Raw genomic sequence first — 14,573 nt, forward strand, 5'->3', positions numbered from 1 at the left:
CCTGCGGTAGGGGCGCGCGAACCCGACACCCCCCACACTCCCCCACGAAAGCACCCGCCCCATGTCCCGCGATCTGCGCAATATCGCCATCATCGCCCATGTCGACCATGGCAAGACCACGCTCGTCGACCAGCTTTTCCGCCAGTCCGGCACCTTCCGCGAGAACCAGCGCGTCGAGGAACGCGCGATGGATTCGGGCGACCTCGAGAAGGAGCGCGGGATCACCATTCTCGCCAAATGCACCAGCGTCGAATGGGAGCATGACGGCACCAATACCCGGATCAACATCGTGGACACCCCCGGCCACGCCGATTTCGGCGCCGAGGTGGAGCGCATCCTGTCGATGGTCGACGGCGTGATCCTGCTGGTCGATGCCGCCGAAGGGCCGATGCCGCAGACCAAATTCGTCACCGGCAAGGCGCTGGCGCTGGGCCTCAAGCCGATCGTCGTCGTCAACAAGATCGACCGTTCCGACGCGCGCCCCGACGAGGTGCTCGACGAATGTTTCGAGCTCTTCCTCAGCCTCGACGCCAATGACGAGCAGCTCGACTTCCCCTCGCTCTGGGCCTCGGGCCGCGACGGCTATGCGAGCGCGGACAAGGATGCGCGCTCGGGCGATCTCGATCCCCTGTTCAAGCTCATCGTCGATCACGTGCCCGCGCCGGGTCTCGACCCCGACAGCCCGTTCAGCTTCCTTGCGACGCTGCTCGACCGCGACAATTTCATGGGCCGCGTGCTCACCGGGCGGATCCAGTCCGGCACCGTCCGGGTCAACGATCCGATCCATGCCATCGACGTCGACGGCAAGGTGGTCGAGGTCGGCCGCGCCACCAAGCTGATGAGCTTCGACGGGCTCGACCGCGTTCCGGTCGAAACCGCTCAGGCGGGCGACATCATCGCGCTCGCCGGGCTCGAGAAGGCGACCGTTTCCAACACCGTCGCCGAGCCTTCGGTCAAGACGCCGATCCCCGCACAGCCGATCGATCCGCCGACGCTGGCGATGCGCTTCAGCGTCAACGACAGCCCGCTGGCCGGCCGCGAAGGCTCCAAGGTCACCAGCCGCCTGATCCGCGACCGCCTGCTGCGCGAAGCGGAGACCAATGTCGCCATCCGCGTGACCGAAGCCGAGGACAAGGACAGTTTCGAGGTCGCCGGTCGCGGCGAATTGCAGCTCGGCGTGCTGATCGAAACGATGCGCCGCGAAGGCTTCGAATTGGGTATCAGCCGCCCGCGCGTGCTGTTCCGCGAGGAAGACGGCAAGCGGCTCGAGCCCTATGAAACCGTGGTCATCGATGTCGACGACGAGCATTCGGGCACCGTCGTCGAGAAGATGCAGCGCCGCAAGGCCGAGCTGACCGAGATGCGCCCCAGCGGCAGCGGTAAGACCCGCATCACCTTCTCGGCGCCCAGCCGCGGGCTGATCGGCTATCACGGCGAGTTCCTTTCCGACACGCGCGGCACCGGGATCATGAACCGGCTGTTCGAGAAATACGGCCCCTACAAGGGTGCGGTCGGCGGGCGCCAGAACGGCGTGCTGCTCTCCAATTCCTCCGGCGAAGCGACCGCCTATGCGCTGTTCGCGCTGGAGGAACGCGGCGAGCTGTTCATCGGTGCTGGCGAGAAGATCTACGAGGGCATCATCATCGGCGAGAACGCCAAGCCCGAGGATCTCGAGGTCAACCCGCTCAAGTCCAAGCAGCTGACCAACTTCCGCTCGACCGGCAAGGACGACGCCATCCGTCTCACCCCGCCGCGCGCGATGACGCTGGAGCAGGCGATCGCCTATATCGACGACGACGAGATGGTCGAGGTGACCCCGCAGACGATCCGCCTGCGCAAGGCGATCCTCGATCCCAACGAGCGCAAGAAAGCCAAGCGCAAAGGCGGGTGATCCGCGTTCAGGCGCTCAGCGCCTGTTCGCTCAGCACCAGTGCCGCATAGAGCAGCGTGCCGCCTGCGAAGGGGAGGAAAAAGCTTTTCCTCTCCTCGGGCAGCTCTTCCTTGAGCACCACGAGGACGATCGCGCCCGAAACGAAGGCGAACAACCCGCCGATGGCGATCTCGGGCACGGATAATTGCGTGCCCAGCAACCAACCCGCCAGTGTGGCCGCGCTCAGTATCCAGCGGCCGCGATCGTCGTAGAGTTCGGGATGGTCGCCGCGTGTGCCGAAGTCGGCGGTCACGAAGTGCAGGATCATCGCGAAGAAATACAGCGCCAGCCCGATCAGGCTGGTGTCTTCGCGGTGGTTGAGCAGATAGCCGATGACGAACATCAGCAGGCTGCTGACGGCGATGTGCAGCCAGAACACGCTGCTCTCGGGCCTCGCCTGCTCGATCTGGTCCTTGTCCTGCCCCCGACTGCGTTTCAGCGCCCGCTCGGTGCCGTAGAAGGCCGCCACTCCGAACAAAGCGAGCAGATAGACCGCGCTTTCGGCCATCACCTCGTCGAGTCCAGTCGCACGGTGGAACGCGCCTGCATTTGCACCGAGTTCGGGCAGCATGTGGAGAAAGACGTAGGCCACCGCGACCCCGCCTGAGAAGCTGAGCCAGCGGCTGCGCGGATTCCGGTCGAGAAAACGCAACTGCCCGACGAACAGGTGCACCAGGCAAAACGCCAGGGCCATGAGGCCGGTGAACAGGGTGAGCGAGGCGGTCAAATCCGACCGGTCCCACCTGGCAGCGAACAACGGGAACATCGGGTCATGTCCCGACGATAGCCTCCGCCCTCCCGCTTGGCGAGAGGGCGAAGCCCTTCCAAACCGGCGGTCAGATACGGCCGGTGATCTGAATCCCGTAGAAGCGCGGTTCGGCCGGAATGAAGGTCGGAATGCCGAATGCTCCGCCCGTATTGCCTGCGTCGAGCAGGTAATCCTCGTCGGTCGCATTGCGGATGAAACCTGCAACCTCGAGGCGATCGTCCGCAAAACTCAATCCGGCACGGGCATTTATCAGCGTGACCGGACCTTGCGAGATCAGCGGATCGTTGGGCACCTCGAAGAATATCCGGCTGCGATAGGTGATCGACGGCGTTGCAAAAAAGCGAATTCCGCCGCCAAGCGGCGCGTCGATCGTAAACCCGGCCGCCGCCTGCCATTCGGGCTGGAGACGGAATCGGGCGCCGGCGAACTGCGGGGCGAAATCATTGCCTTCGTCGATGCCGCCGTCGATGTAGCCGACATTGCCAAAGACGCTGAGCCAATCGGTCGGATCGACCGCCAGTTCCGCCTCGACGCCGAGATTGCTCGCCGTGCCCGCGCTTTCGGTGCGCGAGCTGCCGTCGTCCTGAATGACGCTGATCTGGAAGCCGTCGTACTTCTGGTAATAGACGCCGAGCGAGCCCGAGACGATGCCGGTCCCGAACTTCAACCCGCCCTCGTAATTCCACACGGTTTCCTCGGGCACGACCTGCAGGTTGGGCACCGCCACGCCGCCGGCGCGAGCGGCGCTCAATTGCACGACCGGCGACCGGCGACCCTTCGACGCCGTCGCAAAGACGTTGAAATCGTCGTTGAGGCGATAGAGCACGTTGAAACGCGGCAGGACGGCGGAGAAGCTGCGGTCGGCGGTGAACACCTGACCGTTGGTGTCGATCTGTCCGGGGATCAGCGGCGCGCCGCTGAGCACCGAATCGGGCACATCGGTGGTATAGGCCGAGCGCCGCTCCTCGATCAGCAGCCGCGCACCAGCGGTCAGTTCGAGACGGTCGGTCGGGAGCCAGGTGACGTCGGCGAACACCGAATAGCTGTCGTTGTCGCCGCGGTTCTCGAAGGCGGAAGTGTAAGGTATCGCGGTGGCGGCACCGCGGGTCGCGAGGGCGGTCACCAGGCTGGCGGGAACGCTGCCATCGGGGCCGACGCAGGGAATGCCGGGGATCAGCGGCCTGGGCGTCGCCAGGCTGGTGAGGCACTGCAGGAAGGTCCCTTCCTCGGTCGAAAAGGGCACGTTCTGGCGCCCGTCCTCGGTGAAGAAGTTCCAGCCGAACGCCGCGCGCCAGGAACGGTCGACATAGGAAAAGCGCCCTTCGTGGCTGAACTGCCAGCCATCGGCGATCTCCGCGAATTCGAGGAACGGTGCGGGTCCGCCATCGGCATCGAACACTTCGGCGCTGTCGAATTCGCGATAGCCGTTCACCGTCGTGAAGGTCCAGCTGTCACCGAAGGCATATTCGGCGGTCAGGTTCACATCGTAGATTTCGCGCTCGAGCCCGAGCTGGCTGTTGCCCAATGCCGCCTCCGAATAGGGGGAGCCGCCCAGGAATGCGTCGCCGAAGGGATCGGCGGGGCCGGCCGGAGTTGCAAACCTGCCCGATATGAAGGGCGTGCCGCCGTTGCGCTGGCGGTCGAAGGTGCCAATCAGATCGACCGTGAGGTCGGAGTTCGGGGTGAAGCGCAGCGAGCCGCGGACGCCCAGATTGTCCTGCGAATAGAGTTCTTCCTCCTGGCTGGGTGCCAGGTTCTCGACATAGCCGTCGCGGGTGCGCCATTCGAAGGCGATCCGTCCGGCGAGAACATCCGAACCCGCGTTGACATAGCCCGACAGCAGCGTCTGGTCGTAATTGCCGTAGCCGCCGGTCAGTTCGGCGGAAAAGCCCTCGCGCGGTCGCGCGGAAACCAGGCTGATCGCGCCCACCGCCGAGGCGGTGCCGAACAGCGTCGCCTGCGGGCCCTTGATCACCTCGACCCGGTCGAGATCGTAGATCGCCTGATAGGAGCCCCGCGAGCGCGAGATATCGACGCCGTTGTAATAGAGCGTGACGCGCGGACCCTGCTGCGAGGAGCCCGAATCCGAGGTGATCCCGCGGATGACGATCCCCGGATTGTTGGCGCTCTGCTCCTGGATGTTGAGCCCGGGGACATAGTTGGAGAGTTCGTCGAGATCGGTGACGCCGAGCTCGCTGATCCGCTCGCCGGTGAGCGCCGAGATGGTGATCGGCACATCGACCGCGCGCTGTTCGATCTTCTGCGCGGTGACGATGATCTCATTGCCGCGAATGGCTGCATCCTCGGCAGGGCCGTCCGGCTGAGCGGCGGCTTGCGCAAACGCCGGGGCAAACGGGACGAGCGCGGTCGTCGCGACGAAGAAGGCGAAGGCGGAGCGTCTGGCAAGCATGTCGAGGGGCCTTTTTTTTTGGAGGTTCGCCGCGCCCCTGCGCCGCTGTGGTGACAGGGCCACGACACTTATGTTGCGGTGCGGTGAAACGGCGCGAAAAACCCCCCGCAGCCGTGCGAGTGGCAATTCTCCCTCGCCTTTGTTAATCGCCGGCTCATGCAAACCGGAACCCTGATCACCCTCGCCCTCTATTTCATCTTGATGCTTGCCATCGGTCTGTTCGCCTGGAAGCGATCGACCGACACCAGCGAAGGCTATCTGCTGGCCGGCCGCAATCTGTCGCCGGGCGTGGCGGCGCTCTCCGCCGGGGCCTCGGATATGTCGGGCTGGCTGCTCTTGGGGCTACCCGGCGCATTGTTCGCCGCCGGGCTGGTCGAGGCCTGGATCGGGATCGGCCTTTTCCTGGGTGCGGTCGCCAATTGGTTCATCGTCGCGCCGCGGCTGCGCCGCCAGACCGAGGATCTGGGCAATGCGCTGACCATTCCCGAATTCCTCGCCAATCGCTTCCCCGACAAGGCGGTGGTGCTGCGCGTGGTAAGCGCGATCGTGATCGTCGCCTTCTTCACCGTCTACACCGCGGCCGGGCTTGTCGGCGGCGGCAAGCTGTTCGAAACCGCCTTCGTCGCATTGCTGCCTGGAATCGGCATGAGCGATTACATGCTGGGCATCTGGATCACCGCCGGGGTGGTGCTGGCCTACACCATGGTCGGCGGCTTTCTCGCGGTCAGCCTGACCGATTTCGTCCAGGGCTGCATCATGGTCGTCGCGCTGGTGCTGATGCCGCTGGTGGTGATGTTCGGCGAAGGGGGCAGCGGCGGCGCCTCGCTCGCCGAAGTGCCGGTGGAAGGCTTCCTCAGCCTCACGCAGGGGCTGACCGCGCTCGGCTTCATCAGTGCGGTGACCTGGGGGCTGGGCTATTTCGGGCAGCCGCACATCATCGTTCGCTTCATGGCCGTGCGCAGCGTCGAGGATGTGCCGGCTGCGCGCAATATCGGGCTGATCTGGATGGCGGTCGCGCTGGCCGGTTCGCTCGGCGTCGGGCTGGCCGGGCGCGCCTATGCCAATCGCAACGGGCTGGTGGTCGACGATCCCGAGACCATCTTCATCGTCCTGTCCGAACTGCTGTTCCACCCGCTGGTCACCGGCTTCCTGCTCGCCGCGCTGCTGGCCGCGATCATGAGCACGATCAGCTCGCAGCTTCTGGTCTCCTCCAGCTCGCTGACCGAGGATTTCTACCGCCTGTTCCTGCGCAAGCACGCCAGCGAGCGCGAGGCGGTGAATGTCGGGCGGATCTGCGTCGCACTGGTCGCGCTGGCCGCGATCGTCATCGCCGCCGATCCGGACAGCGAAGTCTTGGGGCTGGTCGCCAACGCCTGGGCCGGGTTCGGCGCGGCGTTCGGTCCGCTGATCCTGCTGGCGCTGACCTGGGACCGGATGACCGGCGCGGGCGCGGTGGCCGGGCTGGTGGTCGGCGCGGGCACGGTCGCGCTGTGGATCGCGCTGGGGTTCAACGCCGACTTCATCGGCGGACAGGGGCTCTACGAGATCGTCCCGGGCTTCATCGCCAGCTGGCTCGCCATCGTGCTTGTCAGCAGGGCGACGCAGCCTCAGAGTGCCAGCGGGAATCTGGAGAGAGCATAATGAAGCCTTATACGCTGCTGGCCGGCATCGCCGCGCTCGCGCTCGCCGCGACCGGGGGCCAGGCGCAGGAGACGCCGGGCGCGCGCCCGATCGAACAGCAGATCGGCGCCGGGGGCCGTCCGGTCGGCGCGAACTGGTCGCGCAGCCCGGTGATCGCCGAGCACGGCATGGCCGCCACTGCGCATCCGCTGGCGACGCAGATCGCGCTCGACATCCTCAAGGCGGGCGGCAGCGCGGTCGATGCTGCGATCGCCGCCAATGCCGCGCTGGGGCTGATGGAGCCGACCGGCAACGGCATCGGCGGCGATCTGTTCGCGATCGTCTACGATCCCGCGACAGACAAGCTCCACGGCATCAACGGGTCGGGCCGCTCGCCCAGCGGCCAGACGCTGGCGCAATTGCGCGCCAAGCTCGGCGATGCTGAAGCGCTGCCACCGGTCGGCCCGCTCCCCGTCACCATCCCCGGCACCGTCGACGCCTGGTTCGCGATGCACGAGCGGTTCGGAAAGCTGCCGATGAGCGACGTGCTCGCCCCCACCGTGCGCTACGCCCGCGAAGGGCATCCGGTAGCGCCCGTCATCGCCATGTATCTCGAGCGCAGCCTGCGATCCTTCGAGGCGCGGCAGCAGACCATCCCGTTCGACTTCACCAATGCGCGCGCCACCTGGTTCGCCGACGGCAGCGCGCCCGAGGCGGGCGAGATCTTCCACAACCCCGATCTGGCCGCCACGCTCGAGACCATCGGACGCGAAGGGCGCGATGCCTTTTACGAAGGCGAACTGGCCCAGGTGATGGTCGATTACCTGCAGGCGCAGGGCTCGGCCTACACGCTCGCGGACTTCGCCGCGCATGACAGCGAATGGGTCGACCCGGCCTGCGCGCTCTACCGCGACGGCTATGAATTGTGCGAGCTCCCGCCCAACAGCCAGGGCTTCGCGGCGCTGCAGATGGTCAATATCCTCAAACATGTCGATCTCGCGCAATGGGAGCGCGGCAGCCCCGAGGCGATCCATTACATCACGGAAGCCAAGCGGCTCGCCTATGCCGATGTCGCGCGTTTCTACGCCGATCCGGACTTCGCCGCACTGCCCGCCGAACTGCTGAGCGAGGAATACGGCCGCGAGCGGTTCGCGCTGATCGATCCGGCGCGCGCCACCCCTGAATTCGGACCCGGCGAGCCCAAGCTCGAGGGCGAAGGCGACACCACCTATCTCACCGTAGTCGATGGCGAGGGGATGATGGTCAGCCTGATCCAGTCCAACTACCGCGGCATGGGCGGCGGGCTGACCCCCGACGGGCTGGGCTTCATGTTTCAGGATCGCGGCGAGCTTTACAGCCTCGATCCTGCGCATCCCAACGCCTACGAACCGAACAAGCGCCCCTTCCAGACCATCATCCCTGCCTTCGTGAAGAAGGACGGCAAGCCGTGGATGACGCTGGGGCTGATGGGCGGCGGGATGCAGCCGCAGGGCCATGTCCAGGTGCTGATCAATCTGGTCGACTACGGGATGAACCTGCAGGAAGCGGGCGATGCGTCGCGGATCAACCACGATGGCGGGCGCCAGCCCACCGAACCGCTGACCGGCCCATCCGCCGATCCGCTGGGCACGCTGTTCGTCGAACCGGGCATTCCGGCGGCCACGGTCGAGCGCTTGCGCGCGATGGGCCACAAGGTCGAGGTGATCGACGACGGCATCATGTTCGGCGGTTATCAGGCGATCGCCCGTGACCCTGAAACGGGCGTGCTGACCGGTGCGACCGAGATGCGCAAGGACGGGCAGGCAAGCGGCTACTGAGGAGAGCAGCGATGGCGAAGGTTACCGGACTGGGCGGGGTCTTCTACGTGGTGAAGGACCCCGAAGCGACGCGCCTCTGGTATCGCGAGGTGCTTGGGATCGAGGGTGACTACGGCCCGCAGCTGATGTGGTCGGAAGAGCCCAAGGAGCAGCCCTATTCGCTCGTCAGCCATTTCAAGGATGACGATTATATCAAGCCGGGCGTCGGCGGCTTCATGATCAATCTACGCGTGGACGATTGCGACGCCATGGTTGCGCAACTTGAGGCCAAGGGCGTCGATGTGCTCGACAGCGCGGACGAGGGCTATGGCAAGTTCGCCTGGCTGCTCGATCCCGACGGCATCAAGATCGAGCTGTGGGAGCAATGCGCGGCGCCATAAAGGCCGCGCACGGGCGGGTCGCTGCGCCTTAGGCATTGGTTAAGCATGATTGCGGTAAACCGCGCCCATGCGGTCGTTCTTCTGCTTCCTTGCGATCATCGCACTCGGCGGTTGTTCCGCAGTGCCTCAGTCGCGTGAACCCGACCGGCCCGGCGTAAGCGGTGCGACCAGGCCCGCGGTGTCGATCCGCCCCGAAGGCGCCCAATGCCTCGCGGATCTGGCGCGCGCAGGATCGCTCTATTCCCCCCTTCCCGATCGCTACGATGGCGCCGGTTGCCAGATTTCCAACAGCGTCAGGCTCGACCGGTTGCAGGGCGATGTGGATGGCTTCGCGCTCTCCAATCTGGGCCCGGTCGCCTGTCCGCTGGCAAACACCTTTGCCGGCTGGGCGCGCTACGGGGTCGATCGCGCCGCGCGCCAGCTGCTCGGCAGTCCGCTCGAGCGGATCGAGACCATGGGCAGCTATTCGTGCCGCAACGTCGCCGGTACCGGACGTCTATCGGCGCACGCCCGCGCCGAAGCGATCGATATCGGGGCATTCGTGCTAGCCGACGGACGGCGGATCAGCGTGATCGACGGCTGGTCGTCGCGCGACCGCGACGAACGGGAGTTCCTGCGCGTGGTCCATGGCAGCGCCTGCAAGCGCTTCGGCACCGTCCTCGGACCCGACTACAACGCAGCGCATCGCGACCATCTGCATGTCGAACTCGGGCGCGGCAGCTTCTGCCGGTGACCGTGCAAGGCCCGGCTATTCGCCGTCGTAATCGCTGAAGAAGCTGTAATCGGGAAGCGAGTGGAAGGCGGTGCGCAAGGCGTCGCCCCAGCTAGTCGAGATCGCCAAGAAATACGGATCGTCATGCGCGATCCGACGCTGGTGCGTCACTTCGAACTTGTCGCGCTCGATCACCATCAGATCGAGCGGCAGCCCGACCGAAAGATTGGCCTTGAGCGTGGAATCGAACGAGACCGTCAGCAGCTTGACCGCATCTTCCATGCTCATCGAGCGATCATAGCCGCGCAGGATGATCGGGCGCCCGTATTTGGTTTCGCCGATCTGGAAGAACGGCGTGTCGGCGCTGGCCTCGATGAAATTGCCCTCGGGATAGACCATGAACAGGCGCGGCTCCATCCCGGCGATCTGCCCCGCCACGATGATCGAGGCGGTGAAGCGGCCCTTGCCGCGCTCGCCATTGGCGCGCTGGCGTTCGGAGATGGTTTCGCGGACCAGCTTGCCGATCTCGCTCGCCACCTGGAACATGGTCGGCGATTGCAGCAGCACATTGTCGCGCTGATCGGGTTCCTTGGTGCGCTCTTCAAGCTGGCTCACCACCGCCTGGGTGGTCGCCAGATTGCCCGCGGTCATCACGGTGATGATGCGTTCGCCCGGCACCTGCCAGTGGAACATCTTGCGGAAGACGGAAATGTTGTCGACGCCCGAATTGGTGCGAGTGTCGCTCATCAGGACGAGACCCTTTTCGACGATCATTCCCACGCAATACGTCATGCATTCTCTCTAGCTTGAATCTGCGGTTCAGTTGAACCCGGCGCTATTGCTGAACCTGGCGCTGGGCCACGGCGACCTCGACCTGCAGTTCCTGCGAAGCGCCGCCGAAGGTAATACCGGTGATCGGCGCCGCTTCGCGGTAATCGCGCCCGGTGGCAACCCGGACATAGCGCTGGTCGGGGCTGATCCCGTTGGAGATATCGAAACCGACCCAGCCCAGCCCTTCGACATAGGCCTCGGCCCAGCCGTGGGTGGCATCCTGTTCGACGCGGTCGTCCATCATCAGATAGCCGCTGACATAGCGCGCGGGGATATCGAGCGCGCGCGCCGCACCGATGAAGATCTGCGCGTGATCCTGACACACCCCGTGACCGTCGCAGAGCGATTGTTCGGCGGTGGTGTTCACATCCGTGGTGCCGATCTCGTAGCTGACCGCATCGATGATCCGTGCCGACAGCGTGTGCAGCATGTCGAGCGGTTGCTGGTCTTGCGCGCGGACGCTCTCGGCCAAGGCATTCATCGTCGGCCCCGGCCTGGTCCGCGGGGTCTGGCCGCGGAAGCTCCACAGCGGCAGATGGCCGGCGTGACGCCCGATCACGCCTGCATGATCCGAGGTGTCGACCTCGCCGCTGCAGATCACCGTGACTTCGCTGGCGCCACCGTCCACGGCCACCAGAGTCACCCTGTTGTGATGCTGATCGTCATAGGCCAGTTCCTCGTGCGCGTGTTCCAACTCCATGTTCCAGGCGAGGATTTCCTGGCCCTGGGTGGCCTTGGGCGTCAGCCGCAGGCGCTGGAGCGCGTGGACGACCGGTTCGGAGAAGCGGTAGCGGGTGGTGTGGCGGATCTCGAGGCGCATCAGGCAAGGAACCTGTAATCTTGGGCGATCGCCTGGCCGATCGCCGAGTTGGCGGCGGTGAAATCGGTCAGGAACTGGTGCAGCCCCTTGTCGAAGACGTCTTCGATCGAGAGATCCGATAGCCGCGTGTCGGATTCCCGCATCAATTCGTTGCTCAGCCCTTCGACGCCGTGGATGCGCGCCAGCGCGGCGAGGTTTTCGCGCAAAGCCGCGTGCGAATAGGCGAGGCTGCGCGGAAACCGCTCGTCCAGCACGAGGAAGCTGACGATGCCGCGCGCCTCGATCTGGCCGGCGTTGAGCCAGCGATAGGCGCTGTCTCCCGAGACCGAGCGCAGCACCATGTCCCATTGCCCGGTATCCATGCTCGACCCGACATAGGAGAGCGAGGGCAGCAGCAGATAGTATTTGATGTCCATGATGCGCGCGATGTTGTCGGCGCGTTCGATGAAGGTGCCAGCGCGAGCGAAGTGGAAGCCTTCCTCGCGCAGCATCGACCCCAGCACCGCGCCATGCGCCAGCGTGCCCGCGCGGCGCACCGCGGTGAGGACCTCGCCGACGCGCTGCTCGCCGACCGGGCGTGCGAGCATGTCCTTGATCTGCAGCCAGCTGTCGTTGACCGCTTCCCAGACCTCGCTGGTGATCGCGCTGCGCGCCTCGCGGGCGTTGGAACGGATCTGCTGGAAGGTGTTGAGGACGCTTGCCGAACTGTCCTTGTCGCGCAGGATGTAGTTCCACGCCTGCATGCCCGTGTAGGTGGCATGCTTGGCCTCGTAGCCGCGGCGGTGACCGGCGGTTTCGATGACCGAGCGCCATTCCTCCTCGGCACTCACCGAATCGCGGGTCAGCGCCATGCGCAGCCCGGCATCGAGCAGGCGCGCAGTGTTTTCGGCGCGTTCCAGATAGCGGAACATCCAGAACAGCGAATTGGCGGTCCGACCCAGCATCAGTCTTTCAACACCCAGGTATCCTTGGTGCCCCCGCCCTGGCTCGAATTGACCACCAGTGAACCCGGCTTCATCGCCACGCGGGTCAGCCCGCCCGGGGTGATGTCGACCTTGTCGGGCGACACCAGCACGAAGGGGCGCAGATCTAGATGGCGCGGTGCAAGCCCGCGATTGGTGAAGATCGGACAGGTGGAGAGCGCCAGCGTGGGCTGCGCGATATAGCCGTCGGGATCGGCCCGCAGCTTGGCGGCGAAATCGCTCAGCTCGCGCTTGCTCGCCGCGGGTCCGATCAGCATCCCGTAGCCGCCCGACCCGTGGACTTCCTTGACCACCAGCTCGGCGAGATTATCGAGGACATAGGCCAGACTGTCCGGGTCCGAGCAGCGCCAGGTCTGGACATTGGGCAGGAGCGGCTTCTCGCCGGTATAGAATTCGACGATCTCGGGCATGAAGGAATAGATCGCCTTGTCGTCGGCGACCCCGGTGCCCGGCGCATTGGCGATCGTGACCCGACCGGCGCGATAGACGTCCATGATGCCCGGCACGCCCAGCACGCTGTCGGGGTTGAAGCTGAGCGGATCGAGGAATTCGTCGTCGACCCGGCGATAGATCACATCGACCGGCTTGTAGCCCCTCGTGGTGCGCATCGCCACGCGCCCGTCAACCACCCTGAGATCCTGCCCCTCGACCAGTTCCGCGCCCATCTGTTCGGCGAGGAAAGCGTGCTCGAAATAGGCGGAGTTGAAGATGCCCGGGGTCAGCACCGCGACCACCGGTCGGCCTTCGGCGCAATCGGGCGCGCAGGCCGCGAGGCTCTTGGCGAGCCGGCGCGGATAGTTGGAGACGCTCTCCACCGGCACCCGCATGAACAGTTCGGGGAACATCGCCATCATGGTTTCGCGGTTCTCCAGCATGTAGGAGACCCCGCTGGGCGTGCGGGCATTGTCCTCGAGGACGAAGAATTCGTCCGGACCGGTGCGGACCAGATCGATCCCGACGATGTGGGTGTAGACCCCGCCAGGCGGCGTGAATCCGACCATGTCGGGCAGCCACGCGGCATTGTTGCGGAACAGATGCTCGGGCACCCTTCCGGCGCGGATGATTTCCTGCCGGTGGTAGAGATCGTGCATGAAGGCGTTGAGCGCGGAGACGCGCTGTTCGATTCCCTTGGTCAGCTTGCGCCACTCATGCGCGGTAATGATCCGCGGAACCATGTCGAACGGGATCAGCCGTTCCTCGGCCTCGTCCTCGCCATAAACGTTGAAGGTGATCCCCGTGCGCCGGAACGCGTTTTCGGCGTCGCTGTGCTTGCGCTTGAGGAAGGATTTTTCCTGCTCGCCATACCAGGCCTGGTAGCCCGCATAGGCATCGCGCACACTGCCATCGGGCTTGTGCATCTCGTCGAAAAATTCGCCTGTTGCCATGTTTCCCCAATTAACGCCGCGCCCGAGCCTTGAGTGGCGGGAGCCCGCAGCGATCGTACCCGTCACCATAACAAAGGTTCAGATCGCTTCGAGTTCCCCGAGAATCGTTTCGATGACTTCGGGGGAATAGACAAACCCCATGTGCGTGCAGTGCACGCCGATGGCGCGATCGCGCTCGCCGAGCTTGCCGCGGGCGCAGCGCGGATGGACCACGCCGTCGCGCGGACTCCACAGGGCGATCGTCTCGACCGGCGGCTTCTCGGCGGGTTCGGCATCGATCTCGGGTTCGTCGACCCGGTGTCCGGCGATCGCCTGATAGGCGCGCCAGCCGTTGTTGGCGCGCGGACTGCCCGAGAAGGGCGAGCCCAAGGTGACGATCTTGGCGACCTTCTCGGGGTGCAGCTTGGCGAGTTCGCGCGCCATCACCCCGCCCAGGCTCCAGCCGACCAGCACGATCGGCTCGCCGGCGCGCTCGTAAAGCTCGAGCAGCCGGTGCTCGACTTGTGCAAAGCGTCTCGCGGTGGCTCCGAAATTGTACCCGATGCCCCAGCGCTTGGCCGTATGCCCCGCCTTCTCGAGCATCCGCGCCATATAGCGCATCCGGATCGGATGCGCGCCGAAGCCGGGCAGCAGCATGACTGTCCGGGGTCGTTCGCTGGTAGTGATCTCGAGATTGCGGAACAACCGCTTGATCGGCTCGAACACCCATCCAAGCTCGGCCAGCAGCAGCCATACGCGCGGCGAACGGACATCCTCGGGGCACGGCTCGCTCGCCAGCGCCCAGCGCCGGGAGAGCTCCGCCCTGCTCCAGCCGCTGCCGATCTCGCCGTCCAAGGAACCGGGTGCCGTCATAGGATCGGATGTCGCCATGCCAGATGAATGGCGCATGAGGCAGATCGGTTCCCCCGGCTCACGG

General features: G+C 65.4%; 12 protein-coding genes. 5 read left to right on the top strand and 7 right to left on the bottom strand.

From position 1 onward, the window contains the following. Positions 1-61 precede the first annotated feature (61 nt). Positions 62-1,891 (top strand): translational GTPase TypA, encoded by a 1,830-nt coding sequence (typA, locus tag Q9K01_RS09685; protein WP_305930045.1) that lies wholly within the window; start codon positions 62-64, stop codon positions 1,889-1,891. 7 nt (positions 1,892-1,898) lie between these two features. Here the strand turns inward: typA and Q9K01_RS09690 are convergent, their stop codons facing one another. Both Q9K01_RS09690 and Q9K01_RS09695 read right to left on the bottom strand, forming a co-directional pair. Then, positions 1,899-2,696 carry a hypothetical protein gene (locus Q9K01_RS09690; RefSeq protein WP_305930046.1) on the bottom strand — a complete coding sequence of 266 codons (798 nt, stop codon included), beginning with the start codon at positions 2,694-2,696 and terminating at the stop codon, positions 1,899-1,901. Between the two features lie 70 nt (positions 2,697-2,766). Further along, positions 2,767-5,109 carry a TonB-dependent receptor gene (locus Q9K01_RS09695; RefSeq protein ID WP_305930047.1) on the bottom strand — a complete coding sequence of 781 codons (2,343 nt, stop codon included), beginning with the start codon at positions 5,107-5,109 and terminating at the stop codon, positions 2,767-2,769. 156 nt (positions 5,110-5,265) lie between these two features. Between Q9K01_RS09695 and putP the strand changes: the two genes are divergently transcribed. The 4 genes from putP (at position 5,266) to Q9K01_RS09715 (ending at position 9,659) form a co-directional block, all read left to right on the top strand. Continuing rightward, positions 5,266-6,750, top strand: a complete 1,485-nt coding sequence (gene putP / locus Q9K01_RS09700) for a sodium/proline symporter PutP (protein ID WP_305930048.1) — start codon at positions 5,266-5,268, stop codon at positions 6,748-6,750. Then, a complete protein-coding gene (ggt, locus tag Q9K01_RS09705) occupies positions 6,750-8,546 on the top strand; it encodes a gamma-glutamyltransferase (protein WP_305930049.1) in 1,797 nt (598 codons plus the stop codon). Before putP ends, ggt begins: the two co-directional genes overlap by 1 nt. Positions 8,547-8,557: 11 nt before the next feature. Beyond that, positions 8,558-8,926, top strand: coding sequence for a VOC family protein (locus Q9K01_RS09710; RefSeq protein WP_305930050.1), 369 nt, complete (start codon positions 8,558-8,560; stop codon positions 8,924-8,926). A 67-nt stretch (positions 8,927-8,993) separates the two neighbouring features. Then, positions 8,994-9,659, top strand: a complete 666-nt coding sequence (locus tag Q9K01_RS09715) for an extensin family protein (RefSeq protein ID WP_305930051.1) — start codon at positions 8,994-8,996, stop codon at positions 9,657-9,659. 15 nt (positions 9,660-9,674) lie between these two features. On the opposite strand, the gene Q9K01_RS09720 is transcribed toward Q9K01_RS09715, so the two are convergent. The 5 genes from Q9K01_RS09720 to Q9K01_RS09740 all read right to left on the bottom strand — a co-directional run bounded on the left by Q9K01_RS09720 (position 9,675) and on the right by Q9K01_RS09740 (position 14,509). Then, complete coding sequence (locus Q9K01_RS09720) at positions 9,675-10,430, bottom strand: proteasome-type protease (RefSeq protein ID WP_305930052.1); 756 nt, start codon at positions 10,428-10,430, stop codon at positions 9,675-9,677. A 43-nt stretch (positions 10,431-10,473) separates the two neighbouring features. Beyond that, positions 10,474-11,289 (bottom strand): transglutaminase family protein, encoded by an 816-nt coding sequence (locus Q9K01_RS09725; RefSeq protein WP_305930053.1) that lies wholly within the window; start codon positions 11,287-11,289, stop codon positions 10,474-10,476. Continuing rightward, entirely contained in the window at positions 11,289-12,233 is a 945-nt protein-coding gene (locus Q9K01_RS09730) for an alpha-E domain-containing protein (protein WP_305930054.1), read from the bottom strand. The genes Q9K01_RS09725 and Q9K01_RS09730 overlap by 1 nt, the downstream gene beginning before the upstream one ends. Next, positions 12,233-13,657, bottom strand: a complete 1,425-nt coding sequence (locus tag Q9K01_RS09735) for a circularly permuted type 2 ATP-grasp protein (protein ID WP_305930055.1) — start codon at positions 13,655-13,657, stop codon at positions 12,233-12,235. The genes Q9K01_RS09730 and Q9K01_RS09735 overlap by 1 nt, the downstream gene beginning before the upstream one ends. Before the next feature lie 78 nt (positions 13,658-13,735). Next, positions 13,736-14,509 carry an esterase/lipase family protein gene (locus tag Q9K01_RS09740; RefSeq protein ID WP_305930056.1) on the bottom strand — a complete coding sequence of 258 codons (774 nt, stop codon included), beginning with the start codon at positions 14,507-14,509 and terminating at the stop codon, positions 13,736-13,738. Positions 14,510-14,573: the final 64 nt, after the last annotated feature.

Source organism: Qipengyuania benthica, from assembly GCF_030717865.1.
In the GTDB taxonomy this organism is placed as follows: domain Bacteria; phylum Pseudomonadota; class Alphaproteobacteria; order Sphingomonadales; family Sphingomonadaceae; genus Qipengyuania; species Qipengyuania benthica.

Excerpts from the sequence above, each read along its gene's own strand:
- typA (WP_305930045.1), top strand. The coding sequence starts at position 62 with ATGTCCCGCGATCTGCGCAATATCGCCATCATCGCCCATGTCGACCAT.
- Q9K01_RS09710 (WP_305930050.1), top strand. The coding sequence starts at position 8,558 with ATGGCGAAGGTTACCGGACTGGGCGGGGTCTTCTACGTGGTGAAGGAC.
- Q9K01_RS09715 (WP_305930051.1), top strand. The coding sequence starts at position 8,994 with ATGCGGTCGTTCTTCTGCTTCCTTGCGATCATCGCACTCGGCGGTTGT.
- Q9K01_RS09740 (WP_305930056.1), bottom strand. The coding sequence starts at position 14,509 with ATGACGGCACCCGGTTCCTTGGACGGCGAGATCGGCAGCGGCTGGAGC.
- Q9K01_RS09690 (WP_305930046.1), bottom strand. The coding sequence starts at position 2,696 with ATGTTCCCGTTGTTCGCTGCCAGGTGGGACCGGTCGGATTTGACCGCC.
- putP (WP_305930048.1), top strand. The coding sequence starts at position 5,266 with ATGCAAACCGGAACCCTGATCACCCTCGCCCTCTATTTCATCTTGATG.
- ggt (WP_305930049.1), top strand. The coding sequence starts at position 6,750 with ATGAAGCCTTATACGCTGCTGGCCGGCATCGCCGCGCTCGCGCTCGCC.
- Q9K01_RS09735 (WP_305930055.1), bottom strand. The coding sequence starts at position 13,657 with ATGGCAACAGGCGAATTTTTCGACGAGATGCACAAGCCCGATGGCAGT.
- Q9K01_RS09720 (WP_305930052.1), bottom strand. The coding sequence starts at position 10,430 with ATGACGTATTGCGTGGGAATGATCGTCGAAAAGGGTCTCGTCCTGATG.
- Q9K01_RS09730 (WP_305930054.1), bottom strand. The coding sequence starts at position 12,233 with ATGCTGGGTCGGACCGCCAATTCGCTGTTCTGGATGTTCCGCTATCTG.
- Q9K01_RS09725 (WP_305930053.1), bottom strand. The coding sequence starts at position 11,289 with ATGCGCCTCGAGATCCGCCACACCACCCGCTACCGCTTCTCCGAACCG.
- Q9K01_RS09695 (WP_305930047.1), bottom strand. The coding sequence starts at position 5,109 with ATGCTTGCCAGACGCTCCGCCTTCGCCTTCTTCGTCGCGACGACCGCG.